The organism is Mumia xiangluensis, assembly GCF_010994095.1.
GTDB lineage: Bacteria > Actinomycetota > Actinomycetes > Propionibacteriales > Nocardioidaceae > Mumia > Mumia xiangluensis.
Window position 1 is genome coordinate 126,149 of record NZ_WJYO01000006.1, and the last position, 18,241, is coordinate 144,389.

The window sequence follows — 18,241 nt, forward strand, 5'->3', positions numbered from 1 at the left end:
GTTGACCCACCTCTCCCCCGTGCCTTCAATGGCGGCGTGACCACTCCACGCGTCGTCGTCCTGGTCGAGGGCCACAGTGATCAGGTCGCGCTGCAGACCTTGGCGGCCCGCCAGCAGCGTGACCTCGCGACCGAGGGTGTCGAGATCGTCTCGATGGGAGGCGTCACCAACACGCGGGCGTTCGCGTCGCACTACGGGCCGTACGGGTTGGGCATCCCGCTCGCCGGCCTCTACGACGCCCCGGAGGAGTCCACGCTCCAGCGCGGTCTGGTCGCGGCGGGGCTGAGCGCCGCTGCCTCGCGTGCTCGGCTGACGGAGCTGGGCTTCTTCGCGTGCTCGGTCGACCTGGAGGACGAGCTCATCCGGGCACTGGGAGTCGACGCTGTCGAGGCAGTCATCGACGTCGCGGGCGAGTCGCAGTCGTTGCGGCTCCTCGCCGGGATGCCCGCTCAGCGCAGCTGGACCCGCGAGCTCGTGCTCCGACGATTCCTCGGTGTCAGGTCGGGCCGCAAGGCGCTGTACGCGGCGCTGCTGGTCGAGGCGCTGGAGCCTGACCGAGTGCCCGAGCCGTTGTCGGCCGTTCTCGCCTACGTCTCAGAAGTCCCGATCGCGAGGGTGGGAGGCCAGCGATGACGACACAGCTCTTCGCGTCTCAGTAGCGGGCGGAGAACGCCCCGTCGGTCTTCAGGAGCTGGCCGGACACCCATCGCCCTTCCGGTGCCACGAGGAACGCGACCACGCCGGCGATGTCTGCCGGGGTGCCGAGCCGCCCGAGCGGCTGGTGCGCGGTCAGCGTGTCGCGCGTCTCTGCGTCCATCCAGCCGGTGTCGACCGGGCCGGGGTTGACGACGTTCGCGGAGATGCCACGTGGACCGAGCTCGCGCGCAGCCGAGATCACGATGCGGTCGAGCGCCCCTTTCGACGCCCCGTACGGAAGGTTGCCGGTGGTGTGGTCGCTGGTGAGCGCCACGACCGCGCCGCCATCATCAGGGACCTGACGCGCGAACGCCGCGATCAGCAGGAGACTGGCACGCGCGTTCACCGCCACGTGGTGGTCGAAGCTCTCGGCAGTGGTGTCGAGGACACCGGTCTCGACGTCGTACGCGTGGCTCAGGACGAGAGCGGTGATCGGGCCGCGCTGTCGTACGACGTCGTCGATCAGCTCCTGCGGAGCCGCCGGGCTCGACAGGTCGCACGGGTGGTCGGCGTCGCTGACGTCGCTGGTCGCGACGTCCCACCCGTCGGCGGCCAGTCTCGGGACGATGCCGGCGGCGATGCTGTTGGCGCGCGCGGCGCCGGTGATCAGAGCGAGAGGCATCCGCGGCTCAGACGTCGACCTTGAACCCGAGCTCGACGTCGCAGGCCGCTCGACCCCCGCGGATGCCCCAGTTCTCCGCGGGAGCCTCTCGGAGGGTGATCGTGACGTGGTCGCGCGGGATGTCGAGCGCGACGAGGCGGTCGACGATCTCGAGGTAGAGGTCTCGCTTCGCCTGCACCGACCGGCCCGCGAAGCAGTCGACTGTCACGAGGGTGAACCGCTCGGGCTCCGAGAGCCTCGGCGAGCACGCGAAGCGGTGCGGTGCGTGCGCGACGAGGCGCACGGTGCGGTCCTGGGACGGGATGCGGAAGGCTGCCACGAGAGCGCCGTGCACGGCCTCGATGAGGGCGACCTCCTGCGCGTCGGTGTACTGGCGGCGCACCTCGATGAGGGCTGCGGGCATCCCAGGCTCCTGTCGCTCGGCCGAACGGTGCTCGGCACCCGCCAGAGGCTACGGGCTCGTGACGCGGTGACGCACCCGGGTTTAGCGCGCAGCCAGGCCGCGCCTGACCGGCGACGACATCGATCACGAATCGAGAAGCCCTGCCCCTCCCCCGACTTCTACCGTGAAGTCATCGACCTCGTGTCCGCTCGGACGACGAGAACATCAGGAGAAGGGGCAGTCATGACTTCCATCGCATCGATCACCATCGAGGCCTCCGAGCCGGAGGCGGCCTCTCGGTTCTACGAGGACGCCTTCGGGCTCGGTGACCTGCTCGCGGTCCGACCCTCCGACGCGCCGACGACGGGATTCCGTGCGTACACGCTCTCGCTCGTCCTGCCTCAGCCGTCGAGCGTCGACAGCTATCTCGGCACGGCGATCGACGCCGGCGCCACCGTGCTCAAGCCCGCGGCCAAGAGCCTCTGGGGCTACGGCGGAGTGGTGCAGGCGCCCGACGGAGCGATCTGGAAGGCCGCGACGCCGTCGAAGAAGGAGAAGGGCCGCCCCGTCCGGGAGATCGACGAGGTCGTGCTGCTGATCGGTGCCTCCGACGTCGCCGCGAGCAAGCAGTTCTACGTCGACCACGGTCTGACCGTCGAGCGGAGCTTCGGCAAGAAGTACGTCGAGTTCAAGGCACCCGCGGGACACGTGAAGCTCGGTCTGTACGGGCGCAAGGCGCTGTCGAAGGATGCAGGCGTGCCGGTCGACGGCGAGGGGTCGCACCGGTTGGCCATCGTCAACGACTCCGCGGCGTTCACCGACCCCGACGGCTTCGTGTGGGAAGGCGCCTGAGCACCCTCCGCGCATGCCGGGGCGAGCTCGGGCCGCCCGGCCGACCGGCCGGAGTCAGCCGCCCACGTACTCCGCGAGATGCTGCCCGGTGACGGTCGAGCGGTCGGCCACGAGCTCGGCGGGCGTGCCCTCGAAGACGACCCGCCCGCCGTCGTGTCCTGCGCCCGGGCCGAGGTCGATGATCCAGTCCGCGTGGGCCATCACGGCCTGGTGGTGCTCGATCACGATCACCGACTTGCCCGAGTCGACCAGTCGGTCGAGCAGCCGGAGCAGGTTCTCGACGTCGGCGAGGTGGAGGCCGGTGGTCGGCTCGTCGAGGATGTAGACGCCGCCCTTCTCCTTCATGTGCATCGCCAGCTTGACGCGCTGGCGTTCACCGCCGGAGAGCGTGTTGAGCGGTTGGCCCAACCGCAGGTAGCCGAGCCCGACATCCTCGAGCCGTGACAGGATCGACGCAGCGGCGGGAGTCTTGGCCTCACCGTCGGCGAAGAACGCGTGCGCCTCGGCGACCGGCAGGTCGAGGACCTCGGCGATGTTGAGCCCGCCCAGGCGGAGCTCCAGCACGGCGGCCTGGAACCGCTTGCCGCCGCAGTCCTCGCACGGGGTCGACACGGTGTCCATGAAGCCCAGCTCGGTGATGATGACACCGGCGCCCTTGCACGACGGGCACGCGCCCTCGGAGTTGGCGCTGAACAGGGCCGGCTTGACGCCGTTCGCCTTGGCGAACGCCTTCCGGATGGGTTCGAGCAGGCCGGTGTACGTCGCGGGGTTGCTGCGGCGGGATCCCTTGATCGCACCCTGGTCCACCGTGACGACACCGTCGCGACCCGCGAGCGCGCCGTGGATGAGCGAGCTCTTGCCCGAGCCGGCCACTCCGGTCACGACCGTCAGCACACCGGCGGGGACGTCGACATCGACGTCGTGAAGGTTGTGGGTGCTGGCGCCACGGATCTCGAACACACCGTCGCGCTCGCGTACGGAGTCCTTCACCGACGCGCGGTACGACAGGTGGTCGCCGGTGCGGGTGCCACTCCCCCGCAGCCCGTCCACGGTGCCCTCGAAGACGACCTCGCCACCGCCCGTACCGGCTCCAGGTCCCATGTCGACGACGTGGTCCGCGATCACGATGGTCTCGGGCTTGTGCTCGACGACGAGGACGGTGTTGCCCTTGTCGCGCAGCTCGAGCAGCAGGTTGTTCATGCGCTCGATGTCGTGCGGGTGGAGCCCGATCGTGGGCTCGTCGAACACGTAGGTGACGTCGGTGAGCGCCGAGCCGAGATGACGGACCATCTTGGTGCGCTGAGCCTCTCCCCCGCTGAGCGTGCCGGACGGCCGGTCGAGCGAGAGGTAGCCCAGCCCGATCTCGGTCATCGAGTCGCACAGGTGCAGCAGCGCCCCGACCAGCGGTGCGACGCTGGGATCGTCGACACCGCGCAGCCACTCCGCCAGGTCGCTGATCTGCAGCGTGCAGGCCTCGCCGATGTCGATCCCCTTGATCTTCGACGACCGCGCTGACTCGTTGAGCCGGGTGCCGTCGCACGTCGGGCACGTCTTGAAGACCGCCGCGCGCTCGACGAACGCCTTGATGTGCGGCTGCAGCGAGTCGACGTCCTTGCTGAGCATCGACTTGCGGATCTTGGGGATGAGTCCGTCGTAGGTGACGTTGATGCCCTTGGCCTTGACCTTGGTCGTCTGCTTGTAGAGCAGGTCGTGGCGTTCGCGCTCCGAGTAGTCCTTGATCGCCTTGTCCGGGTCGACGAAGCCCGACTCGGCGTAGGTGGCGACCATCCAGCCGTCGGCCGTGTAGCCCGGCACGAGGATGGCGCCCTCGTTGAGCGACTTGGACTCGTCGATGATCACGGAGAGGTCGAGGTCGGAGACGGTCCCGCGACCCTCGCAGTCGGCGCACATGCCTCCGAGGTAGACCGCGTCCTTGACGATCTTCTTCTCGCCCTTCGGACCCGTCATCACCCCGCTGGCCTTGGTGGTCGGGATGTTGAACGAGAACGCCGTGGGCCCGCCGATGTAGGGCTCGCCGAGTCGGCTGAACAGGCTGCGCAGCATCGCGTTGGCGTCCGTGACCGTGCCCAGCGTCGAGCGGGGGTTGGCGCCCATCCGCTCCTGGTCGACCAGGATCGCCGTCGTGAGCCCCTCCATGACGTCGACCTCGGGGCGCGGCAGGTTGGGCATGAACCCCTGGACGAAGGTGGAGTAGGTCTCGTCGATCAGGCGACGTGACTCCGCGGCGATGGTGCCGAACACCAGCGAGCTCTTGCCCGACCCCGAGACCCCGGTGAACACGGTGAGGCGTCGCTTCGGGATCTCGATGCTCACGTCCTTGAGGTTGTTCTCGCGGGCGCCCTGCACGCGGATCAGGTCGTGAGTGTCAGCAGCGTGGCTGTCGGCAGAGGGCAGCGCGGACTCCGTCGTACGGGCAGGGGTGGCCTTGCTCATCGTCTCTCCATCGATGTCTCGCCGTCGTCGGCGGTCGGGTCGGGCTGCGTTCTCGGACCACCTTAGAGGCGATTCCGGTCTCCTCCGGTCACCGAGCAAACGCAAACTCGTACAGTGTACGGGTCAGCGCACCTCGTTGATGCGCAACAGGTTCCCCGTCGGATCCCGGAAGGCGCAGTCGCGGACGCCGTAGTCCTGCTCGATCGGCTCCTGCACGACGTCGGCGCCGCTGGCCTGCAGCCGGTCGAAGAGGCCGTCGAGGTCGTCGGTGGCCAGAGCGAGCGCGGCGTAGCTGCCCTTGGCGATCAGCTCGAGGATGGTCTGGCGCTCCTCGTCGGTGATGCCGGGGTCGACGGCCGGCGGCGTGAGGACGATCGCGGTCTCCGGCTGGTTGGGCGGGCCGACGGTGATCCAGCGCATGCCACCGAATCCGACGTCGTTGCGGACCTCGAAACCGAGCGTGTCGCGGTAGAAGCCGAGCGCCGCGTCGGCGTCGGTGTGCGGGAGGAACGCGTAGTGGATGGTGATGTTCATGGCCGTCACGCTAGCTGCGGCGGAGTCCCCTGCGCTTCTCGATTCCTGATCGGCCTCGTCACCTGCTTCGCGATGCAGCGCGGCATCCCGGCCGTCGGCGGTGCAGCGTCCTCGGCGGCGCCACGCCGGTAGGCGCTGGGCGGCATCCCGACGAGCTCGGTGAACCGGGTGCTGAAGGTGCCCAGCGACGAGCAGCCCACCTCGAAGCACACGTCGGTGACGCTGAGGTCGCCCCGCCGGAGCAGTGTCATGGCGCGCTCGATGCGACGGGTCATGAGGTAGGAGTACGGCGACTCGCCGTACGCCTGCCGGAACTGGCGACTGAGGTGGCCGGCGGACATGTTGACGCCTCGGGCGAGTGCCTCGACGTTCAGCGGCTGGGCGTACTCACGGTCGATCCGGTCGCGCACCCGGCGCAGGAGTGCAAGGTCACGCAGGCGCTGGTCGTCCGGTCCACCGCTCACCCTGCTGATCGTGCCACACAGCACCGGCCTCGTGAAAGCAAGGCCTCTTGAACAATCTGTCGACAAACGATAGATTCCCATTGTTGATCGAGAGAAGGAGGGTTCCATGGGTCACGTCGTCGTCCTCACCCTGAGGGTGGTCCTGGCGCTCGGCATCGCCGGCTCGGTGTTCGTCCAAGCGGTGATGGTGCCACTGCTTGCCATCGACCTGAAGGAGGCGCCTGCCGGGGTCCGCGCGCCCGTCGTCGTCATCGTCCTGCTCGGCATCGTCTCGGCGCAGGTCGTCATGGTCTGCGTGTGGCGTCTCCTCACGATGGTTCGTCGCGACACGGTCTTCTCCTCCGCCGCGTTCCGCTACGTCGACGTCGTGATCGGAGCTGTCGCCGTGGCAGCACTTCTCGCCTTCGCGCTCGGCGTCGTCCTGGCTCCTGGCGAGGCGGTCCCGCCGGGCATCGTCCTCCTCATCGGAGGGTTCGGGCTGATGATCGCGGGGGTCGCGCTGCTCGTGTACGTGCTGCGGATGCTCCTCGCCCAGGCCGTCGCCCGTGATGCCGAGGCGTCCAGCCTCCGGTCCGAGCTGGACGAGGTGATCTGATGCCGATCGTCGTCGACGTCGACGTGATGCTGGCGCGGCGCAAGATGTCCGTGGGGGTGCTCGCCGAGCGCATCGGCATCACACCCGCCAACCTGGCGGTGCTCAAGAACGGCCGCGCCAAGGCCGTACGCTTCACGACGCTCGAGGCCCTGTGCGAGGTCCTCGAGTGCCAGCCGGGCGACCTGCTGCGCTGGGAGCCTCCGTCCGCCACCGCGTCGGTCCACGATGCACAGGCGTCGGACGAGTCCGCTCCGCTGGGCTAGCCTCCTGACACCTACACACCCAGGAGGCCCCTGATGTCCGAGCTCGACGGCAAGCGCATCTTCATCACCGGATCGGCCCGGGGCATCGGGCGTGCCATCGCCGCCCTCGCCATCGACCGAGGGGCCCGGGTAGTCATCAGCGACCTCGACGCCGACGCCGCCGAGGAGACCTGCGCCGAGCTGGGCGCGGCTGGCACGGCGAGCTGCGACGTCTCCGACGAGTCCGCCGTTCAGGCTGCGGTCGACGAGGCCGTACGCATCCTCGGTGGGCTCGACGTCCTCGTCAACAACGCCGGCATCGAGGTCTCGAGCCCGTTGGTGTCCCAGTCGACGGAGAGCTTCGACAAGATCTTCGCGATCAACGTGCGCGGGCCGTTCGTCGCTACCAAGGCCGCGATCCCGCATCTTGTCCAGTCCGGCGGCAACATCGTCAACATCGCGTCGATCGCGGGGCTCGGTGGCAGTCCCCTGCTCGGCTCGTACTGCGCGACGAAGGCGGCGCTCATCCAGCTCACCCGCGTCGCGGCCGTCGAGCTGCGCGACTCCGGCGTCCGCGTCAACGCCGTGTGCCCGGGTTTCGCGGACACGAGCATGGTCGACCGGCTCCGCCCCGACTTCGAGAGCGCCACCCAGGTCCCGTTCGGCGACCTGGTCGCGGCCAAGCAGGGACGCCTCGGCACGCCGGAGGACATCGCCGAGGTCGTCTGCTTCGTCGCCTCCGACCGTGCGTCGTGGGTGACCGGGAGCAGCTACGTCCTCGACGGCGGACTCACGGCGAGCCTCGTCTGACCCGGCGTACGAAGCGCCGCTGCCACGGCGTCTCGATCGCCCTCGGGTGGTAGTGCGCCCGGACCCAGGTGATCGCGGCTTCGGGCGCCATGCCGTCGAGGACGCAGAGGACGGCGAGGGCCGTGCCCGTACGCCCGATCCCGCCGCCGCAGCCGATCTCGACGCGGTCGCGGGATGCGCGGTCGTACGCCTCACGCAGTGTCGCTATCGCCTCGTCGGGGTGCGCCGGCAGCCAGAAGTCGCGCCACGGGATCCAGCGCTGCTCCCACCGGGCGCTCTCGGGACGCTTGCCGGCGAGGACCACCGCAAGAGCCGGCTCCTCCCCCGGCGTAGGCGATGCTCGCAGGCTGCGGCCGCGGACCCTCCGACCTGACGGCAGCTCCACGACCCCGGCGATCTTGGTGTCCCACGTCTCCACTCCCCTGTTCTACCGTCCCGTAGACCTGGCAGTGGGCACCCGTTCGTGGTTACGGTGGCCGGGTCCCCTCCCTCTCACGAGGAGTGACGACCATGCGCCTTCGAATGCTGGCTGTCGCCGCCGCGACGGTGTTCGCCGCCGCCGTCCTGGCGCCGGCACCCGCCGTCGCGAAAGCCTTCCCGGACCGGATCGAGCTCCCCGACGGCTTCCTGCCCGAGGGCATCGCGATCGGTCCCGGCCCCACGGCGTGGTTCGGGTCTCGCGCCGACGGAGACGTCTACGAGGTCGACCCGCGTACGGGCCGGGGCGAGGTGATCAGCCAAGGGCCCGGCACCCCGTCCGTCGGCCTGAAGTCCGACCGTCGCGGCCGGCTCTTCGTCGCCGGCGGTCCGGCGGGCAACGGGCGGGTGGTGAGCACCCGCACAGGCGAGGTGCTGGCGTCGTACCAGTTCACGACCGCGGCCTCGTTCGTCAACGACGTCGTCCTGACGAAGCGGACGGCCTGGTTCACCGACTCGTCGCAGCCGCAGCTGTACGGCGTGCCGGTCGGCCGCCACGGACGGCTCCCCGCCCCGAGCCGCGTGGTGACGCTGCCGTTGTCCGGCGACTGGGTCCAAGGGGCGGGCTTCGGCGCGAACGGTCTCACCGAGACCCCGGACCGCAGGGCCCTGCTCGTCGTCCACTCGACGCTCGGCGAGCTCCACCGTGTCGATCCCCGCACCGGGGTCACGCGGCGGGTCGACCTCGGCGGCACCTCCCTCGCCAACGGCGACGGGATGCTGCTGGTGGGGCGCACCCTGTACGTCGTGCAGAACCGGCTGAACCAGGTCGCCGTCCTGCGGCTGGACCGGCAGGGCCGACACGGTCGCCTGGTCGACGTCATCACCGATCCGGGGTTCGACGTGCCGACGACGGTCGCGGCGTTCGGGAAGTGGCTCTACCTCCCCAACGCCCGGTTCACCACGCCACCGACCCCTGACACCCCGTACTGGGTCACGCGCGTGGACCGCTGGCGGCGCTGACGCCGGCTCCGACGACCACCTCGATCACCGCGGGATCGGTCCGGTGGTCGGCGTAGCGTGCCCACGTCAGGCGGACGCGGACGAGCACGATGCCCGGGTCGGACAGCGACGCCTCGTACTCCGGCAGATCCCGGGCGTACGCCGCCGCGCAGCGCTGGCGGTCGAGGTCGGTCGGCACGTCCGCCAACCCCTCGCACTGCAGGGTCGTCCCGTCGCGGCCGCCGACGACGATCGCGACGCGTGCGTCCTGGCGCAGGTTCGCGATCTTGCGTGACGAGGCGCGCGCATCGAACACGATCTCCCCTCGCTCGGTCGCGGTCAGCTCGACGTACGCGGCTTGGGGCTCGCCGCCGGGTCCGACGGTCGTGACGACGCCGTCCCGGCGCGCTCGGACGTGCTCGACAAGATGCTGAAGATCCACGAGAGGACGTTATCGTCTGTGAATTTCTTGCACGTTGAGCGAAAGTCTGGTTATTGTGTATCGAACTTATTGACTTACGTAATCTGGTGGAGACGCAATGCGAAGCCTGGTCCTACTCTCGATCGTCGGTCTCGGCGCTCAGCTCGTCGACGGCAGCCTCGGCATGGCGTACGGCGTCACGTCGACGACGCTCCTGCTCGCCATCGGCACCAACCCCGCGGCCGCGTCGGCCACCGTCCACCTCGCCGAGATCGGGACGACGCTCGTCTCCGGCGCTGCGCACTGGAAGTTCGGCAACGTCGACTGGAAGGTCGTCGCGAAGATCGGCATCCCGGGTGCGATCGGCGCGTTCGCGGGTGCGACCTTCCTCTCCAGCCTCTCGACCGAGGCCGCAGCGCCGCTCATGTCGATGATCCTGCTGGCTCTCGGCATCTACATCCTGGTCCGCTTCACGGCGTCCGGGCTTCCGAAGGGCAACCTCGGCAAGCCGCTGCGCAAGCGGTTCCTCACGCCGCTGGGCCTGGTCGCCGGCTTCGTCGACTCCACCGGCGGAGGCGGCTGGGGTCCCGTCGGCACGCCGGCGATCCTGGCGAGCGGTCGTCTCGAGCCCCGCAAGACCATCGGCTCGATCGACACCAGCGAGTTCCTCGTGGCGGTCGCGGCGAGCCTCGGCTTCATCGTCGGCATCGGCTCGCAGGGCGTGAACTACACCTGGGCGCTCGCGCTGCTCATCGGCGGCATGATCGCCGCTCCGATCGCGGCCTGGCTCGTCCGCCACATCCCGCCGCGGGTGCTCGGCTCGCTGGTGGGCGGCCTGATCATCATCACGAACGTCCGCACCCTGCTGAAGAGCGACTGGCTCGCGGCGTCCGGTGACGTCCGTTCGCTCGTGTACGTCGCACTCGCCGCACTGTGGATCGCTGCGGTGGCCTACTCGGTCGGCCAGTACCGCAAGGAGCGGGCCGAGGAGCTTCGCGAGGCGGGCGAGACGCCGACTCCGACCGCCGAGGACGCAGCCGCCGCTCACTGACCCGCGCTGCGAGGCGGACGCCCTCGGAGCCGGTCTACGCCACCGCGTCGACGGCGTCCGCCACGACGGATCGCAGGCGTGCGGCGACGGCATCCAGCGGCTCGGTCGACCGCTGGCTCCGCGCGAGCACGACGGCGCCCTCGGCCCCGGCGATGATCGTCCACGCCAGCGCCCGCGCGTCGTCCGCCGCGATGCCGTCCCCTTCGAGGCGGGCGGTGATCAGGCCGTGCCAGCGCGCGAACGCCTGGCTCGCCACCGACTCCCCTGACTCCCCCAGGTCCGGAGCCTCGGTCGCGACGGCGAGAACCGGGCAGCTCGCATGGAAGTCGGTCGACCGCAGGAGGCGTCGCCAGCTCTCGACGAAGGCGTCGAACGCGTCGAGAGCGCTCGCGCTGTCGCCGAGGAGCACCTCGATCCGGTCGGACACCCACGTGACGGCCTCGGCGACGAGCTGGTCCTTGCCGCCGGGGAAGTAGTGGTACGTCGAGCCGAGCGGCGCTCCGGTGTGCTTGGCGAGCTCACGGACGCTCGTGGCGCCCACGCCTCGCCTGCCGATCATCGATGCCGCGCCGGCGACCATGGTCGAGCGTGCGTCCTTCATGGAGCGATCGTACCCCTTGACTAGAACGACTGTCATAGAACAGACTCAGGACTATGACGACTGTTCTAGCGGAGCTCGAGATTCCTACCACCGACGGGCGAGCCCTGGGTGCGTGCTGGTTCGAAGCGCTCGGCCGTCCTCGTGGCGTGGTCGTGCTCGCGCCGGCGATGGCGACCGAGGCCACCTACTACCGCCACCTCGCCGCGTGGCTGCGCGATCGCGGACTGTCCGTCCTGCTGTTCGACTACACCGGCTACGGCTGGTCGTCGACAGGCCCGCTGGCCGAGGTCGAGGCCGACGCGATGCGGTGGATGCTCGACGCGCGCGACGCCGGGTCGTACGCGCTCGAGCGAGCAGACGGGCTCCCCGTCACCTGGGTCGGCCACAGCCTCGGCGGTCAGGCGCTCGGTCTCGCCACCCACGAACGGTTCGCCGGGGCCGTCCTGATCTCGTCCGGCACCGGCACGTGGCGCTACAACGCGCCGAAGGTCCGCTGGCAGGCCCCACTGCTCTGGAAGGCGATCGCCCCGGTCGCGATCGGGGTCTCGGGCTACTTCCCCGGCAAGCGTCTCGGTGTGCTCGGAGACCTCCCACCGGGGGTGATGCGGCAGTGGGGGCGCTGGTGCATGAAGCGCGACTACCTGTGGACGGACTTCCCGGAGCTGGTCGCGGCGTACGAGGCGGTCACCACGCCGACGGTGTCGCTCTCCTTCACCGACGACGAGCTCCTTGCCGACCGAAGCTTCCGTGACCTCGCCGACCGGCTGCCGAACGCCGTCGTCGAGGTCGTCCGCGCCGACCCTCGCGATCACGGCCTCCGATCGATCGGCCACCACGGGTTCTTCCGCAAGGAGCGCGCCGATCTGTGGGAGTCGCTGCTCCTCCCTCACCTGGCAACCCTCCCGTCGTGATGTGATGACCTCATGGCGCTCATCCACCGGGCAGAGCTCGTCCCGGGCAAGCTCGAGATCCTCAGCTCCTGGCTCCCGTCGCAGCCCTGGTTCCCCGGAGGTGCCGACGGCGCTCTGGAGCGGGTCGGTGCGTACCGCTTCGACGACCCGGACGGCGAGGTCGGCATCGAGACCCTGCTGGTCCGCTACCCCGGCGGGCCCGTCCTCCAGGTCCCGTTGACCTATCGCGCTGCGCCGCTGGCCGGCGCCGAGGCCGCGCTCATCGGCACGATGCAGCACTCCGTGCTCGGCGATCGGTGGGCGTACGACGGCCCCGCCGACCCCGTGTACGTCGAGGCTGTCCGCACCGCGATCGCCACTGGCGGCGAGCAGGCCGACGAGCTCGTCGAGGACGACGACGGCCAGCTCGTGTCGCGGGAGCTGACGACGTTCGCGCACGGCTCGGGTGCCGACGTCGACCCGGCATCCGCCCTCGTCGTACGGCGGGTCGTCTCCGGGTCCGACGCCGTGGCAGCCGCTGGCAGCGCGGTCCTCGTGGGTCGCTGGCCAGGTCAGGACGAGGGCGTCGTGCTCGTCACCGCCTGACGCTCATCGGCGTGCGCGTCAGCGTGCGCCGGCGATGTTGACCATCCAGGAGACGCCGAACTTGTCGACGAGCATCCCGAACGAGTCGCCCCACGGCGCCTGCTCCAGCGGCACCGTGATCTGGGCGCCGTCGGCGAGCCCGTCCCAGTAGCCGCGCAGCTCCGCCTCGTCCTCACCGCTGAGCGACACCGTCCCGTTCGTGGTCGGCTCGCCCATCTCCGGCGGGGTGTCGGCGCCCATCAGAACGAGCCCGCCGGGCGCCTCGAGCTGCGCGTGCATGACGCCGTCGCTGCGAGCGGGGTCGGACGTCGCGTCGTACTCGCCGAAGGTGCTCACCCTCAGGTCGCCGCCGAGCACCGCCGCGTAGAACTCCATCGCCTGCCGCGCCTCGTCCTTGAACGACAGGTACGGGTTGAGTCGGGTTGTCATCGGGTCCTCCGTCGTCTCGTGTGTTCCTCCACTCTCGCGCCAGCGGGCGCGACACGCGAGCGTGCTTGTCACCGGCGTACGACGTGGGCGCGCAGCCACTCCCCTGTGACGGTGTCCGCGGGGACGAACGTCTCGATAGCCAGCTCGGACAACGTCACGTCGAGCGGTGTGCCGAACGTCGAGATCACCGACAGGAACGACAGCACGACGCCGTCGACGCGAAGCACCATGGGCACGTAGACCTGGGGGCCGGTGTCGGTCTGCGGACGGTGCAGGTCGTCGACGGGATAGTCGGCGAGCTCGTCGTGGAGCGCGAACATCTCGTCGTCGCCGCGCGCCGCTGCCCCGCGCAGGAGCGCCGACAGCACGGCGGCACGCCACTCGGCGTGGTTCTCCAGGTGCGGCGCGAGCCCGTCGGGGTGCAGCGTGAGCCGGAGCGCGTTGACCGGCCCCTCGAGCAGGTGCGGTGACACGAGCGTGGTCAGCACATCGACGCCCGCGTTGGAGTCGACGACGTTCCACAGCCGGTCGACCGCGAGCGCCGGGTTGGGTTCATGGGCGACGAGCACCTCGCGGACGGCACGGCGCGCGCCTGCGAGGTCCTCGTGGTCGAGCGAGCGCTCCGGGTACGCCGGCGCGTAACCGCCGTGGAGCAGCATCCGGTTCTGCTCGCGCATCGGGACGGAGAGCGCGTCCGCGAGCCGCTGGATCATCTCGCTGCTGGGACGCGAGCGGCCGGTCTCGAGGAAGCTGATGTGGCGCGTGGAGATGCCGGTCTCGCTCGACAGGGCGAGCTGGCTGAATCGCCGCCTGGTCCGCCACTCCCGCAGGAGCCGCCCGAGCGCGTTGTCCTGGGACGCTGTGTCGTCGGTGGTCGTGGTCACGGCTGACACTCTTCCGCAGGACGATCGTCAGTTCCATGACCTCTGAGGTAATCGACACCATTCCCCGCTCCGGTCACGGTGGAGTCACGACCGAGTCGCACCAGCGGCTCCCGACCGAAGGATCGAGAGATGACCCAGTCGACCGCCACCTCGTACGACACCCTGCTCTCCGACTACCTGGCGTTCTGGAACGAGACCGACGCCGACCTCCGGGCGACGATCGCCGAGCGTACGTTCGCGCCGGGCGTCACCTACGTCGACCCGCAGGCGGAGGTGTCCGGCCGCGAGGCGCTCTCGGAGCTCGTCGGTGCCGTGCACCAGCAGCTCCCCGGCGCACGGTTCAGCCCCGGCGACCTCGTCGACGGCCACCACGACGTGCTGCGCTTCACCTGGAACCTGGGGCCGGAGGGCGCACCGGACACCATCGTCGGTGCGGACGTCGCCCTCCTCACCCCGGAGGGGCGGATGAGCCACATCGTGGGCTTCATCGACCGGGCACCGCGGGCCTGACGTCGCCGCTCCACGAAAGGCCGGACGTCGCCGGCGCGGATCGCCGCCACGACGTCCGGTCTTTCGTCGTAGCCTGACTGGAGGGGGTGTGGACATGCACGCGACAGTCGGAGAACGCATCCGTTTCCACGGTCGGACGGTGGGCTCGCCCGACCACAGCGGCACGATCGTCACGGTGAACGGCGCGGACGGCCAACCGCCGTACGTCGTCCGGTTCGACGACGGGCACGAGGCGCTCGTATATCCCGGGGCGGACTGCGAGATCGAGCACCCGGGGGCGGGCGAAGAGGGTTAGGCGGCGACGTCCGTGCGGGTCGGCGCTGCGCTGGCCCGTGGGGACGCCGGTGCCGTCCACGCCACGACCGCCGGCACCCGGAGGATAAGCAGCGCCGCCGCCCCCAGCAGGGTGCTTGCGTAGATGTCGACGTCGTCCGCCGGCACGCGCCAGCCGTGGAAGGCCAGCCACGCCGTGCCGATCACGGCGAACGTCGCTGCGACCGCGTAGGAGAGCGTCAGCAGCACCCGAACCCAGCGAACGCCGAACCCGACGAGGACGACGAGGACGATCGAGGTCGCGGCAGAGCGCGTGCTGGGAGCCACAACGGCGACCGCCACCTCGATGAGCGCCACCGCCGCGAGGGGCCGGAGCACGTCGACGGGCATCGTCCGGGGATCCTTCATGGCCCGGATCGTAGCGGGGTCAGGCGTCCCGTGGCGCGTACATGATGACGGCGACGCCTGCCAGGCACACCAGTGCCCCGGCGACGTCCCAGCGGTCCGGCCGGAAGCCGTCCACCGCCATCCCCCACAGCAGCGAACCCGCGACGAACACGCCGCCGTACGCGGCGAGGATCCGCCCGAAGTTCGCGTCGGGCTGGAGCGTCGCGACGAATCCGTACGCGCCGAGCGCGAGCACGCCGGCACCGATCCACGCCCAGCCACGGTGCTCGCGGACCCCTTGCCAGACCAGCCAGGCGCCGCCGATCTCGAACAGCGCCGCCACCGCGAACAGGACGACCGAACGCATCATGGACATCTGGTGCTGCGCGCCCGTCAGGCGTCCAGGACGCCGGTACGCCGCACCACCGGCGGCATCGTCGACCACGGGAAGTTGATCCACGCATCCGTCGTACGCCAGGCGAAGTCGGGCTTGATCGTGGACTGCGGCTTCTCGTAGATCACGGCGGTGCGTGCGGTACGGACGTGGTCCGCGCAGAAGTCGTGGACCAGCTCGAGCGTCTTGCCGGTGTCTGCGACGTCGTCCACGATCAGCACGTCGGCACCGGTGAGGTCGGCGCGGTCGAGGAACGGCGGGAGCATGACCGGCACGTCCAGCCGCGTGTCGACACCGGTGTAGAACTCGACGCTCATCGTGAACAGGTTCTTGCAGTCCAGCGCGTAGGCGAGGGAACCCGCAGGGATCAGCCCTCCCCGCGCGATGCCGAGCACGATCGTCGGCGCGTACCCGCTGTCGGCGACCGCCTGGGCGAGCTCACGGCTCGCCGTTCCGTACAGGTCCCAGGTGAGGATCTCCCGCTCCGCCATGAGGTGAGCGTAATCGTGTCCACGCACTCGCACCCGTCTGCGCCGGAGCGCGGGACGGAGGTTGAATGGACTCATGCAGATCACGCGATTCGGCCACGCCGCGCTCCTCGTCGAGCACGAAGACCAGAGGGTCCTGATCGACCCGGGCAGCTTCAGCCGCGACGAGACGTTCTCACTCACGGACCTCGACGCGATCATCGTCACCCACCAGCACGCCGACCACGTCGACCCGAACCGCATCGGCGCACTCGTGGCGGCGAATCCCCGCGCGCGGCTGCTTGCCGAGCCGCAGACGGCGACCGCGCTGGAGCAGTTCGGCGCCTGGCACGAGACCGCGTCCGGAATGACGGTCGACCTCGGCGCGCTCTCGGTCACCGGCGTCGGCTCCCGGCACGCCGTGATCCACCCGGACATGCCGGGGATCGGGAACGTCGGCGTCCTGGTCGAGGCCGGCGGCACGCGGCTCTTCCACCCGGGCGACTCGTACGAGTCGGTGCCGGACAACGTCGATGTCCTCGCGGTGCCGTTGAGTGCTCCGTGGGCCAAGGTGAGCGAGACCGTCGACTTCGTACGCGCGGTGGCTCCGCGTGTCGTCCTGCCGATCCACGACTGCACCATCTCCGACCTCGCGTACCCGATCTACTGGGGCCGGGTCAGCGAGATGGGCGGGGCGGACGAGGCGCTCCTGCTCGGCCAGGACGGCTCGGCGACCCTGTGACGGGCCGGGGCGTCTGATGGCCTCCGACAGTGTGCCCGAGGACCTCGGAGGGCGGCTCAACCAGCTGCGGGCCGGCGTCCTCGGCGCGAACGACGGCATCGTGTCGACCGCGGGCGTTGTCGATGGCGTCCGACGAGGGAACCTGAAGGGGCTCTCTCCGACGCCGAGCTGCACCTGGACCCGGACGCGTTGACGAGCCCGTGGCAGGCGGCGTTCGCGTCAGTTTCTCGTTCAGGCTGGGCGCGGCATTCTCCCGCTGCTCGCGATCGTCCTCGTGCCGGTCGACGTGCGCGTCCCGGTGACGTTCGTGGTGGTGATCCTGGGGAGCGACGTACGCCCTGGGTTCGGCCTTCGCGATCAGCTGACGGGCGGGACCCGTCAGGACTCCAGCAGCTCCTCGGCGAGGACGGCATCGATCTCGGCGCGGATGTCGAGCTTGAGACCGTCGGGTGCGAACGACGCGTCGACCGCCGTACGAGCGAGGTCGGCCAGGTCCGCGTAGCTGAGGCGGAACGCGTCGTGCGCGAGCTGGTACTCGTGGTCGAGGGTGGTGTCGAACATCCCGGGGTCGTCGCTGTTGAGCGTGACGACGACGCCCGCCGCACGCAGCGCGTTGAACGGGTGCTCGTCGAGCGTGGCGACGGCGCCGGTGCACAGGTTGGAGGTCGGCGAGATCTCGAGCGGGATCCCGCGATCGGCGAGCTCCGCGACAAGCACGGGGTCGTCGATCGCCCGGATGCCGTGGCCGATCCGGACGGCGCCGAGGACCTCGATCGCATCACGCACGGTCTGCGGGCCGGTGGTCTCCCCCGCGTGCGGCACGCTCGCCAGGCCCAGGGCACGGGCACGGGCGAACACGTCGGCGAACTGCGGGCGCTCCACCCCGATCTCCGGACCACCGAGCCCGAAGCCCACGGACCCGTCGGGGGCGTACTGCTCGACCCAGTCGATCGTCCGCTCCCCCGACGGCAGCCCGAGCTCGCCGGGGATGTCGAAGACCCAGGCCAGCTCGATCCCGGCCTCGCGTGCGCGCGCCCTCCCCGCCAGCAGAGCCTCGGCCAGCTCGTCGGGTGCGATGCCCATGAGGAGCTGGCTGTCCGGCGTCACCGTCAGCTCGGCGTACCGGACGTTGTTGCCGGCGAGGTCGGCCCCGACGCCGGCGACCAGGTCGGCGACGTCCTCGGGCGTCGTGACGAGCTGGTTCGTCTGGATGTACACCTCGATGAAGTGCGCGAAGTCGCTGAACCGGAAGAACTCCCGCAGGCCGTCGAGCTCTGTCGGCACCCCCACCTCGGGGTGGCGGCGCGCGAGCCCGAGAACGGTCTCGGGCGACGCCGCACCCAGCAGGTGGACGTGGAGCTCGGCCTTCGGCAAGGCGTGGACGAAGGCGTCCACGGGCTTGTCACGGTTCATGGGCGACACGACGGTGGGGTTGCTCACGTCGTCATTGAACCACCCCGTACGGTGGGGAGGGTGCCTTCGCTCGGGTCGAGGGCACGGTCGTGCCACGTGACAC

27 protein-coding genes are annotated in these 18,241 nt (G+C 70.1%); 13 read left to right on the plus strand and 14 right to left on the minus strand.

Annotated features, from left to right (window positions below; translation table 11 throughout):
- The first annotated feature begins 36 nt into the window (after positions 1–36).
- On the plus strand, positions 37–633 hold the full coding sequence (locus GH747_RS18265; protein ID WP_149771067.1) for a TOPRIM nucleotidyl transferase/hydrolase domain-containing protein: 597 nt from the start codon (positions 37–39) through the stop codon (positions 631–633).
- Between the two features lie 19 nt (positions 634–652).
- On the opposite strand, the gene GH747_RS18270 is transcribed toward GH747_RS18265, so the two are convergent.
- Positions 653–1,318: an SDR family oxidoreductase gene (locus GH747_RS18270; RefSeq protein WP_149771068.1), complete on the minus strand. Its 666-nt coding sequence runs from the start codon at positions 1,316–1,318 to the stop codon at positions 653–655.
- A gap of 7 nt (positions 1,319–1,325) precedes the next feature.
- On the minus strand, positions 1,326–1,721 hold the full coding sequence (locus GH747_RS18275; protein WP_149771069.1) for a tautomerase family protein: 396 nt from the start codon (positions 1,719–1,721) through the stop codon (positions 1,326–1,328).
- A gap of 222 nt (positions 1,722–1,943) precedes the next feature.
- Between GH747_RS18275 and GH747_RS18280 the strand changes: the two genes are divergently transcribed.
- The gene (locus GH747_RS18280) at positions 1,944–2,552 is read left to right on the plus strand and encodes a VOC family protein (protein ID WP_149771070.1); all 609 of its coding nucleotides are present in this window, start codon (positions 1,944–1,946) and stop codon (positions 2,550–2,552) included.
- Positions 2,553–2,606: 54 nt separating this feature from the next.
- On the opposite strand, the gene GH747_RS18285 is transcribed toward GH747_RS18280, so the two are convergent.
- From GH747_RS18285 to GH747_RS18295, 3 genes are all read right to left on the minus strand, one after another.
- Positions 2,607–5,006 carry an ATP-binding cassette domain-containing protein gene (locus tag GH747_RS18285; RefSeq protein ID WP_149771071.1) on the minus strand — a complete coding sequence of 800 codons (2,400 nt, stop codon included), beginning with the start codon at positions 5,004–5,006 and terminating at the stop codon, positions 2,607–2,609.
- A 123-nt stretch (positions 5,007–5,129) separates the two neighbouring features.
- A complete protein-coding gene (locus GH747_RS18290; RefSeq protein WP_149771072.1) occupies positions 5,130–5,540 on the minus strand; it encodes a VOC family protein in 411 nt (136 codons plus the stop codon).
- Between the two features lie 5 nt (positions 5,541–5,545).
- On the minus strand, positions 5,546–6,004 hold the full coding sequence (locus GH747_RS18295) for a helix-turn-helix transcriptional regulator (protein WP_228552994.1): 459 nt from the start codon (positions 6,002–6,004) through the stop codon (positions 5,546–5,548).
- 106 nt (positions 6,005–6,110) lie between these two features.
- Between GH747_RS18295 and GH747_RS18300 the strand changes: the two genes are divergently transcribed.
- The 3 genes from GH747_RS18300 to GH747_RS18310 are packed head-to-tail and all read left to right on the plus strand — an operon-like array spanning position 6,111 to position 7,651.
- Positions 6,111–6,599 (plus strand): DUF2975 domain-containing protein, encoded by a 489-nt coding sequence (locus GH747_RS18300; RefSeq protein WP_149771074.1) that lies wholly within the window; start codon positions 6,111–6,113, stop codon positions 6,597–6,599.
- Positions 6,599–6,862, plus strand: a complete 264-nt coding sequence (locus GH747_RS18305) for a helix-turn-helix domain-containing protein (protein ID WP_149771075.1) — start codon at positions 6,599–6,601, stop codon at positions 6,860–6,862. Before GH747_RS18300 ends, GH747_RS18305 begins: the two co-directional genes overlap by 1 nt.
- Positions 6,863–6,895: 33 nt before the next feature.
- On the plus strand, positions 6,896–7,651 hold the full coding sequence (locus tag GH747_RS18310) for an SDR family NAD(P)-dependent oxidoreductase (RefSeq protein WP_149771076.1): 756 nt from the start codon (positions 6,896–6,898) through the stop codon (positions 7,649–7,651).
- Here the strand turns inward: GH747_RS18310 and GH747_RS18315 are convergent.
- Positions 7,632–8,069 (minus strand): phosphatase domain-containing protein, encoded by a 438-nt coding sequence (locus GH747_RS18315; RefSeq protein WP_149771077.1) that lies wholly within the window; start codon positions 8,067–8,069, stop codon positions 7,632–7,634. The two genes, GH747_RS18310 and GH747_RS18315, sit on opposite strands and share 20 nt — an antisense overlap.
- Positions 8,070–8,161: 92 nt before the next feature.
- On the opposite strand from GH747_RS18315, the gene GH747_RS18320 reads away from it, so the two are divergent.
- Entirely contained in the window at positions 8,162–9,091 is a 930-nt protein-coding gene (locus tag GH747_RS18320; RefSeq protein WP_149771078.1) for an SMP-30/gluconolactonase/LRE family protein, read from the plus strand.
- On the opposite strand, the gene GH747_RS18325 is transcribed toward GH747_RS18320, so the two are convergent.
- Entirely contained in the window at positions 9,063–9,512 is a 450-nt protein-coding gene (locus GH747_RS18325) for a pyridoxamine 5'-phosphate oxidase family protein (RefSeq protein WP_149771079.1), read from the minus strand. The two genes, GH747_RS18320 and GH747_RS18325, sit on opposite strands and share 29 nt — an antisense overlap.
- 97 nt (positions 9,513–9,609) lie before the next feature.
- Between GH747_RS18325 and GH747_RS18330 the strand changes: the two genes are divergently transcribed.
- Complete coding sequence (locus GH747_RS18330; protein WP_149771080.1) at positions 9,610–10,542, plus strand: sulfite exporter TauE/SafE family protein; 933 nt, start codon at positions 9,610–9,612, stop codon at positions 10,540–10,542.
- A 34-nt stretch (positions 10,543–10,576) separates the two neighbouring features.
- Here GH747_RS18330 and GH747_RS18335 read toward each other — a convergent pair whose 3' ends face one another.
- Positions 10,577–11,143: a TetR/AcrR family transcriptional regulator gene (locus GH747_RS18335; RefSeq protein WP_149771081.1), complete on the minus strand. Its 567-nt coding sequence runs from the start codon at positions 11,141–11,143 to the stop codon at positions 10,577–10,579.
- 53 nt (positions 11,144–11,196) lie between these two features.
- On the opposite strand from GH747_RS18335, the gene GH747_RS18340 reads away from it, so the two are divergent.
- A complete protein-coding gene (locus GH747_RS18340; protein WP_149771082.1) occupies positions 11,197–12,054 on the plus strand; it encodes an alpha/beta hydrolase family protein in 858 nt (285 codons plus the stop codon).
- Positions 12,055–12,066: 12 nt separating this feature from the next.
- On the plus strand, positions 12,067–12,639 hold the full coding sequence (locus GH747_RS18345) for a CG0192-related protein (protein WP_149771083.1): 573 nt from the start codon (positions 12,067–12,069) through the stop codon (positions 12,637–12,639).
- Between the two features lie 18 nt (positions 12,640–12,657).
- On the opposite strand, the gene GH747_RS18350 is transcribed toward GH747_RS18345, so the two are convergent.
- Together GH747_RS18350 and GH747_RS18355 are read right to left on the minus strand one after the other, a co-directional pair.
- Positions 12,658–13,068, minus strand: coding sequence for a VOC family protein (locus tag GH747_RS18350; RefSeq protein WP_149771084.1), 411 nt, complete (start codon positions 13,066–13,068; stop codon positions 12,658–12,660).
- Positions 13,069–13,136: 68 nt separating this feature from the next.
- Positions 13,137–13,952 (minus strand): helix-turn-helix domain-containing protein, encoded by an 816-nt coding sequence (locus tag GH747_RS18355; RefSeq protein ID WP_149771085.1) that lies wholly within the window; start codon positions 13,950–13,952, stop codon positions 13,137–13,139.
- A gap of 129 nt (positions 13,953–14,081) precedes the next feature.
- On the opposite strand from GH747_RS18355, the gene GH747_RS18360 reads away from it, so the two are divergent.
- Together GH747_RS18360 and GH747_RS18365 are read left to right on the plus strand one after the other, a co-directional pair.
- Positions 14,082–14,462: a nuclear transport factor 2 family protein gene (locus GH747_RS18360; RefSeq protein WP_149771086.1), complete on the plus strand. Its 381-nt coding sequence runs from the start codon at positions 14,082–14,084 to the stop codon at positions 14,460–14,462.
- Between the two features lie 94 nt (positions 14,463–14,556).
- On the plus strand, positions 14,557–14,757 hold the full coding sequence (locus GH747_RS18365) for a DUF1918 domain-containing protein (RefSeq protein ID WP_149771087.1): 201 nt from the start codon (positions 14,557–14,559) through the stop codon (positions 14,755–14,757).
- Here the strand turns inward: GH747_RS18365 and GH747_RS18370 are convergent.
- The 3 genes from GH747_RS18370 to GH747_RS18380 are packed head-to-tail and all read right to left on the minus strand — an operon-like array spanning position 14,754 to position 16,007.
- On the minus strand, positions 14,754–15,143 hold the full coding sequence (locus GH747_RS18370) for a hypothetical protein (protein ID WP_149771088.1): 390 nt from the start codon (positions 15,141–15,143) through the stop codon (positions 14,754–14,756). The genes GH747_RS18365 and GH747_RS18370 overlap by 4 nt on opposite strands.
- 19 nt (positions 15,144–15,162) lie before the next feature.
- Positions 15,163–15,498 carry a YnfA family protein gene (locus tag GH747_RS18375; RefSeq protein ID WP_149771353.1) on the minus strand — a complete coding sequence of 112 codons (336 nt, stop codon included), beginning with the start codon at positions 15,496–15,498 and terminating at the stop codon, positions 15,163–15,165.
- 17 nt (positions 15,499–15,515) lie between these two features.
- Positions 15,516–16,007 (minus strand): phosphoribosyltransferase, encoded by a 492-nt coding sequence (locus GH747_RS18380; protein ID WP_149771089.1) that lies wholly within the window; start codon positions 16,005–16,007, stop codon positions 15,516–15,518.
- 73 nt (positions 16,008–16,080) lie between these two features.
- Here GH747_RS18380 and GH747_RS18385 point away from each other — a divergent pair, with 73 nt between their 5' ends.
- Together GH747_RS18385 and GH747_RS22100 are read left to right on the plus strand one after the other, a co-directional pair.
- The gene (locus tag GH747_RS18385) at positions 16,081–16,725 is read left to right on the plus strand and encodes an MBL fold metallo-hydrolase (RefSeq protein ID WP_149771090.1); all 645 of its coding nucleotides are present in this window, start codon (positions 16,081–16,083) and stop codon (positions 16,723–16,725) included.
- A gap of 16 nt (positions 16,726–16,741) precedes the next feature.
- The gene (locus tag GH747_RS22100) at positions 16,742–16,918 is read left to right on the plus strand and encodes a hypothetical protein (protein ID WP_205603034.1); all 177 of its coding nucleotides are present in this window, start codon (positions 16,742–16,744) and stop codon (positions 16,916–16,918) included.
- A 185-nt stretch (positions 16,919–17,103) separates the two neighbouring features.
- Here the strand turns inward: GH747_RS22100 and add are convergent, their stop codons facing one another.
- Positions 17,104–18,165, minus strand: a complete 1,062-nt coding sequence (gene add / locus GH747_RS18395; RefSeq protein WP_228552995.1) for an adenosine deaminase — start codon at positions 18,163–18,165, stop codon at positions 17,104–17,106.
- Between the last annotated feature and the right edge of the window lie 76 nt (positions 18,166–18,241).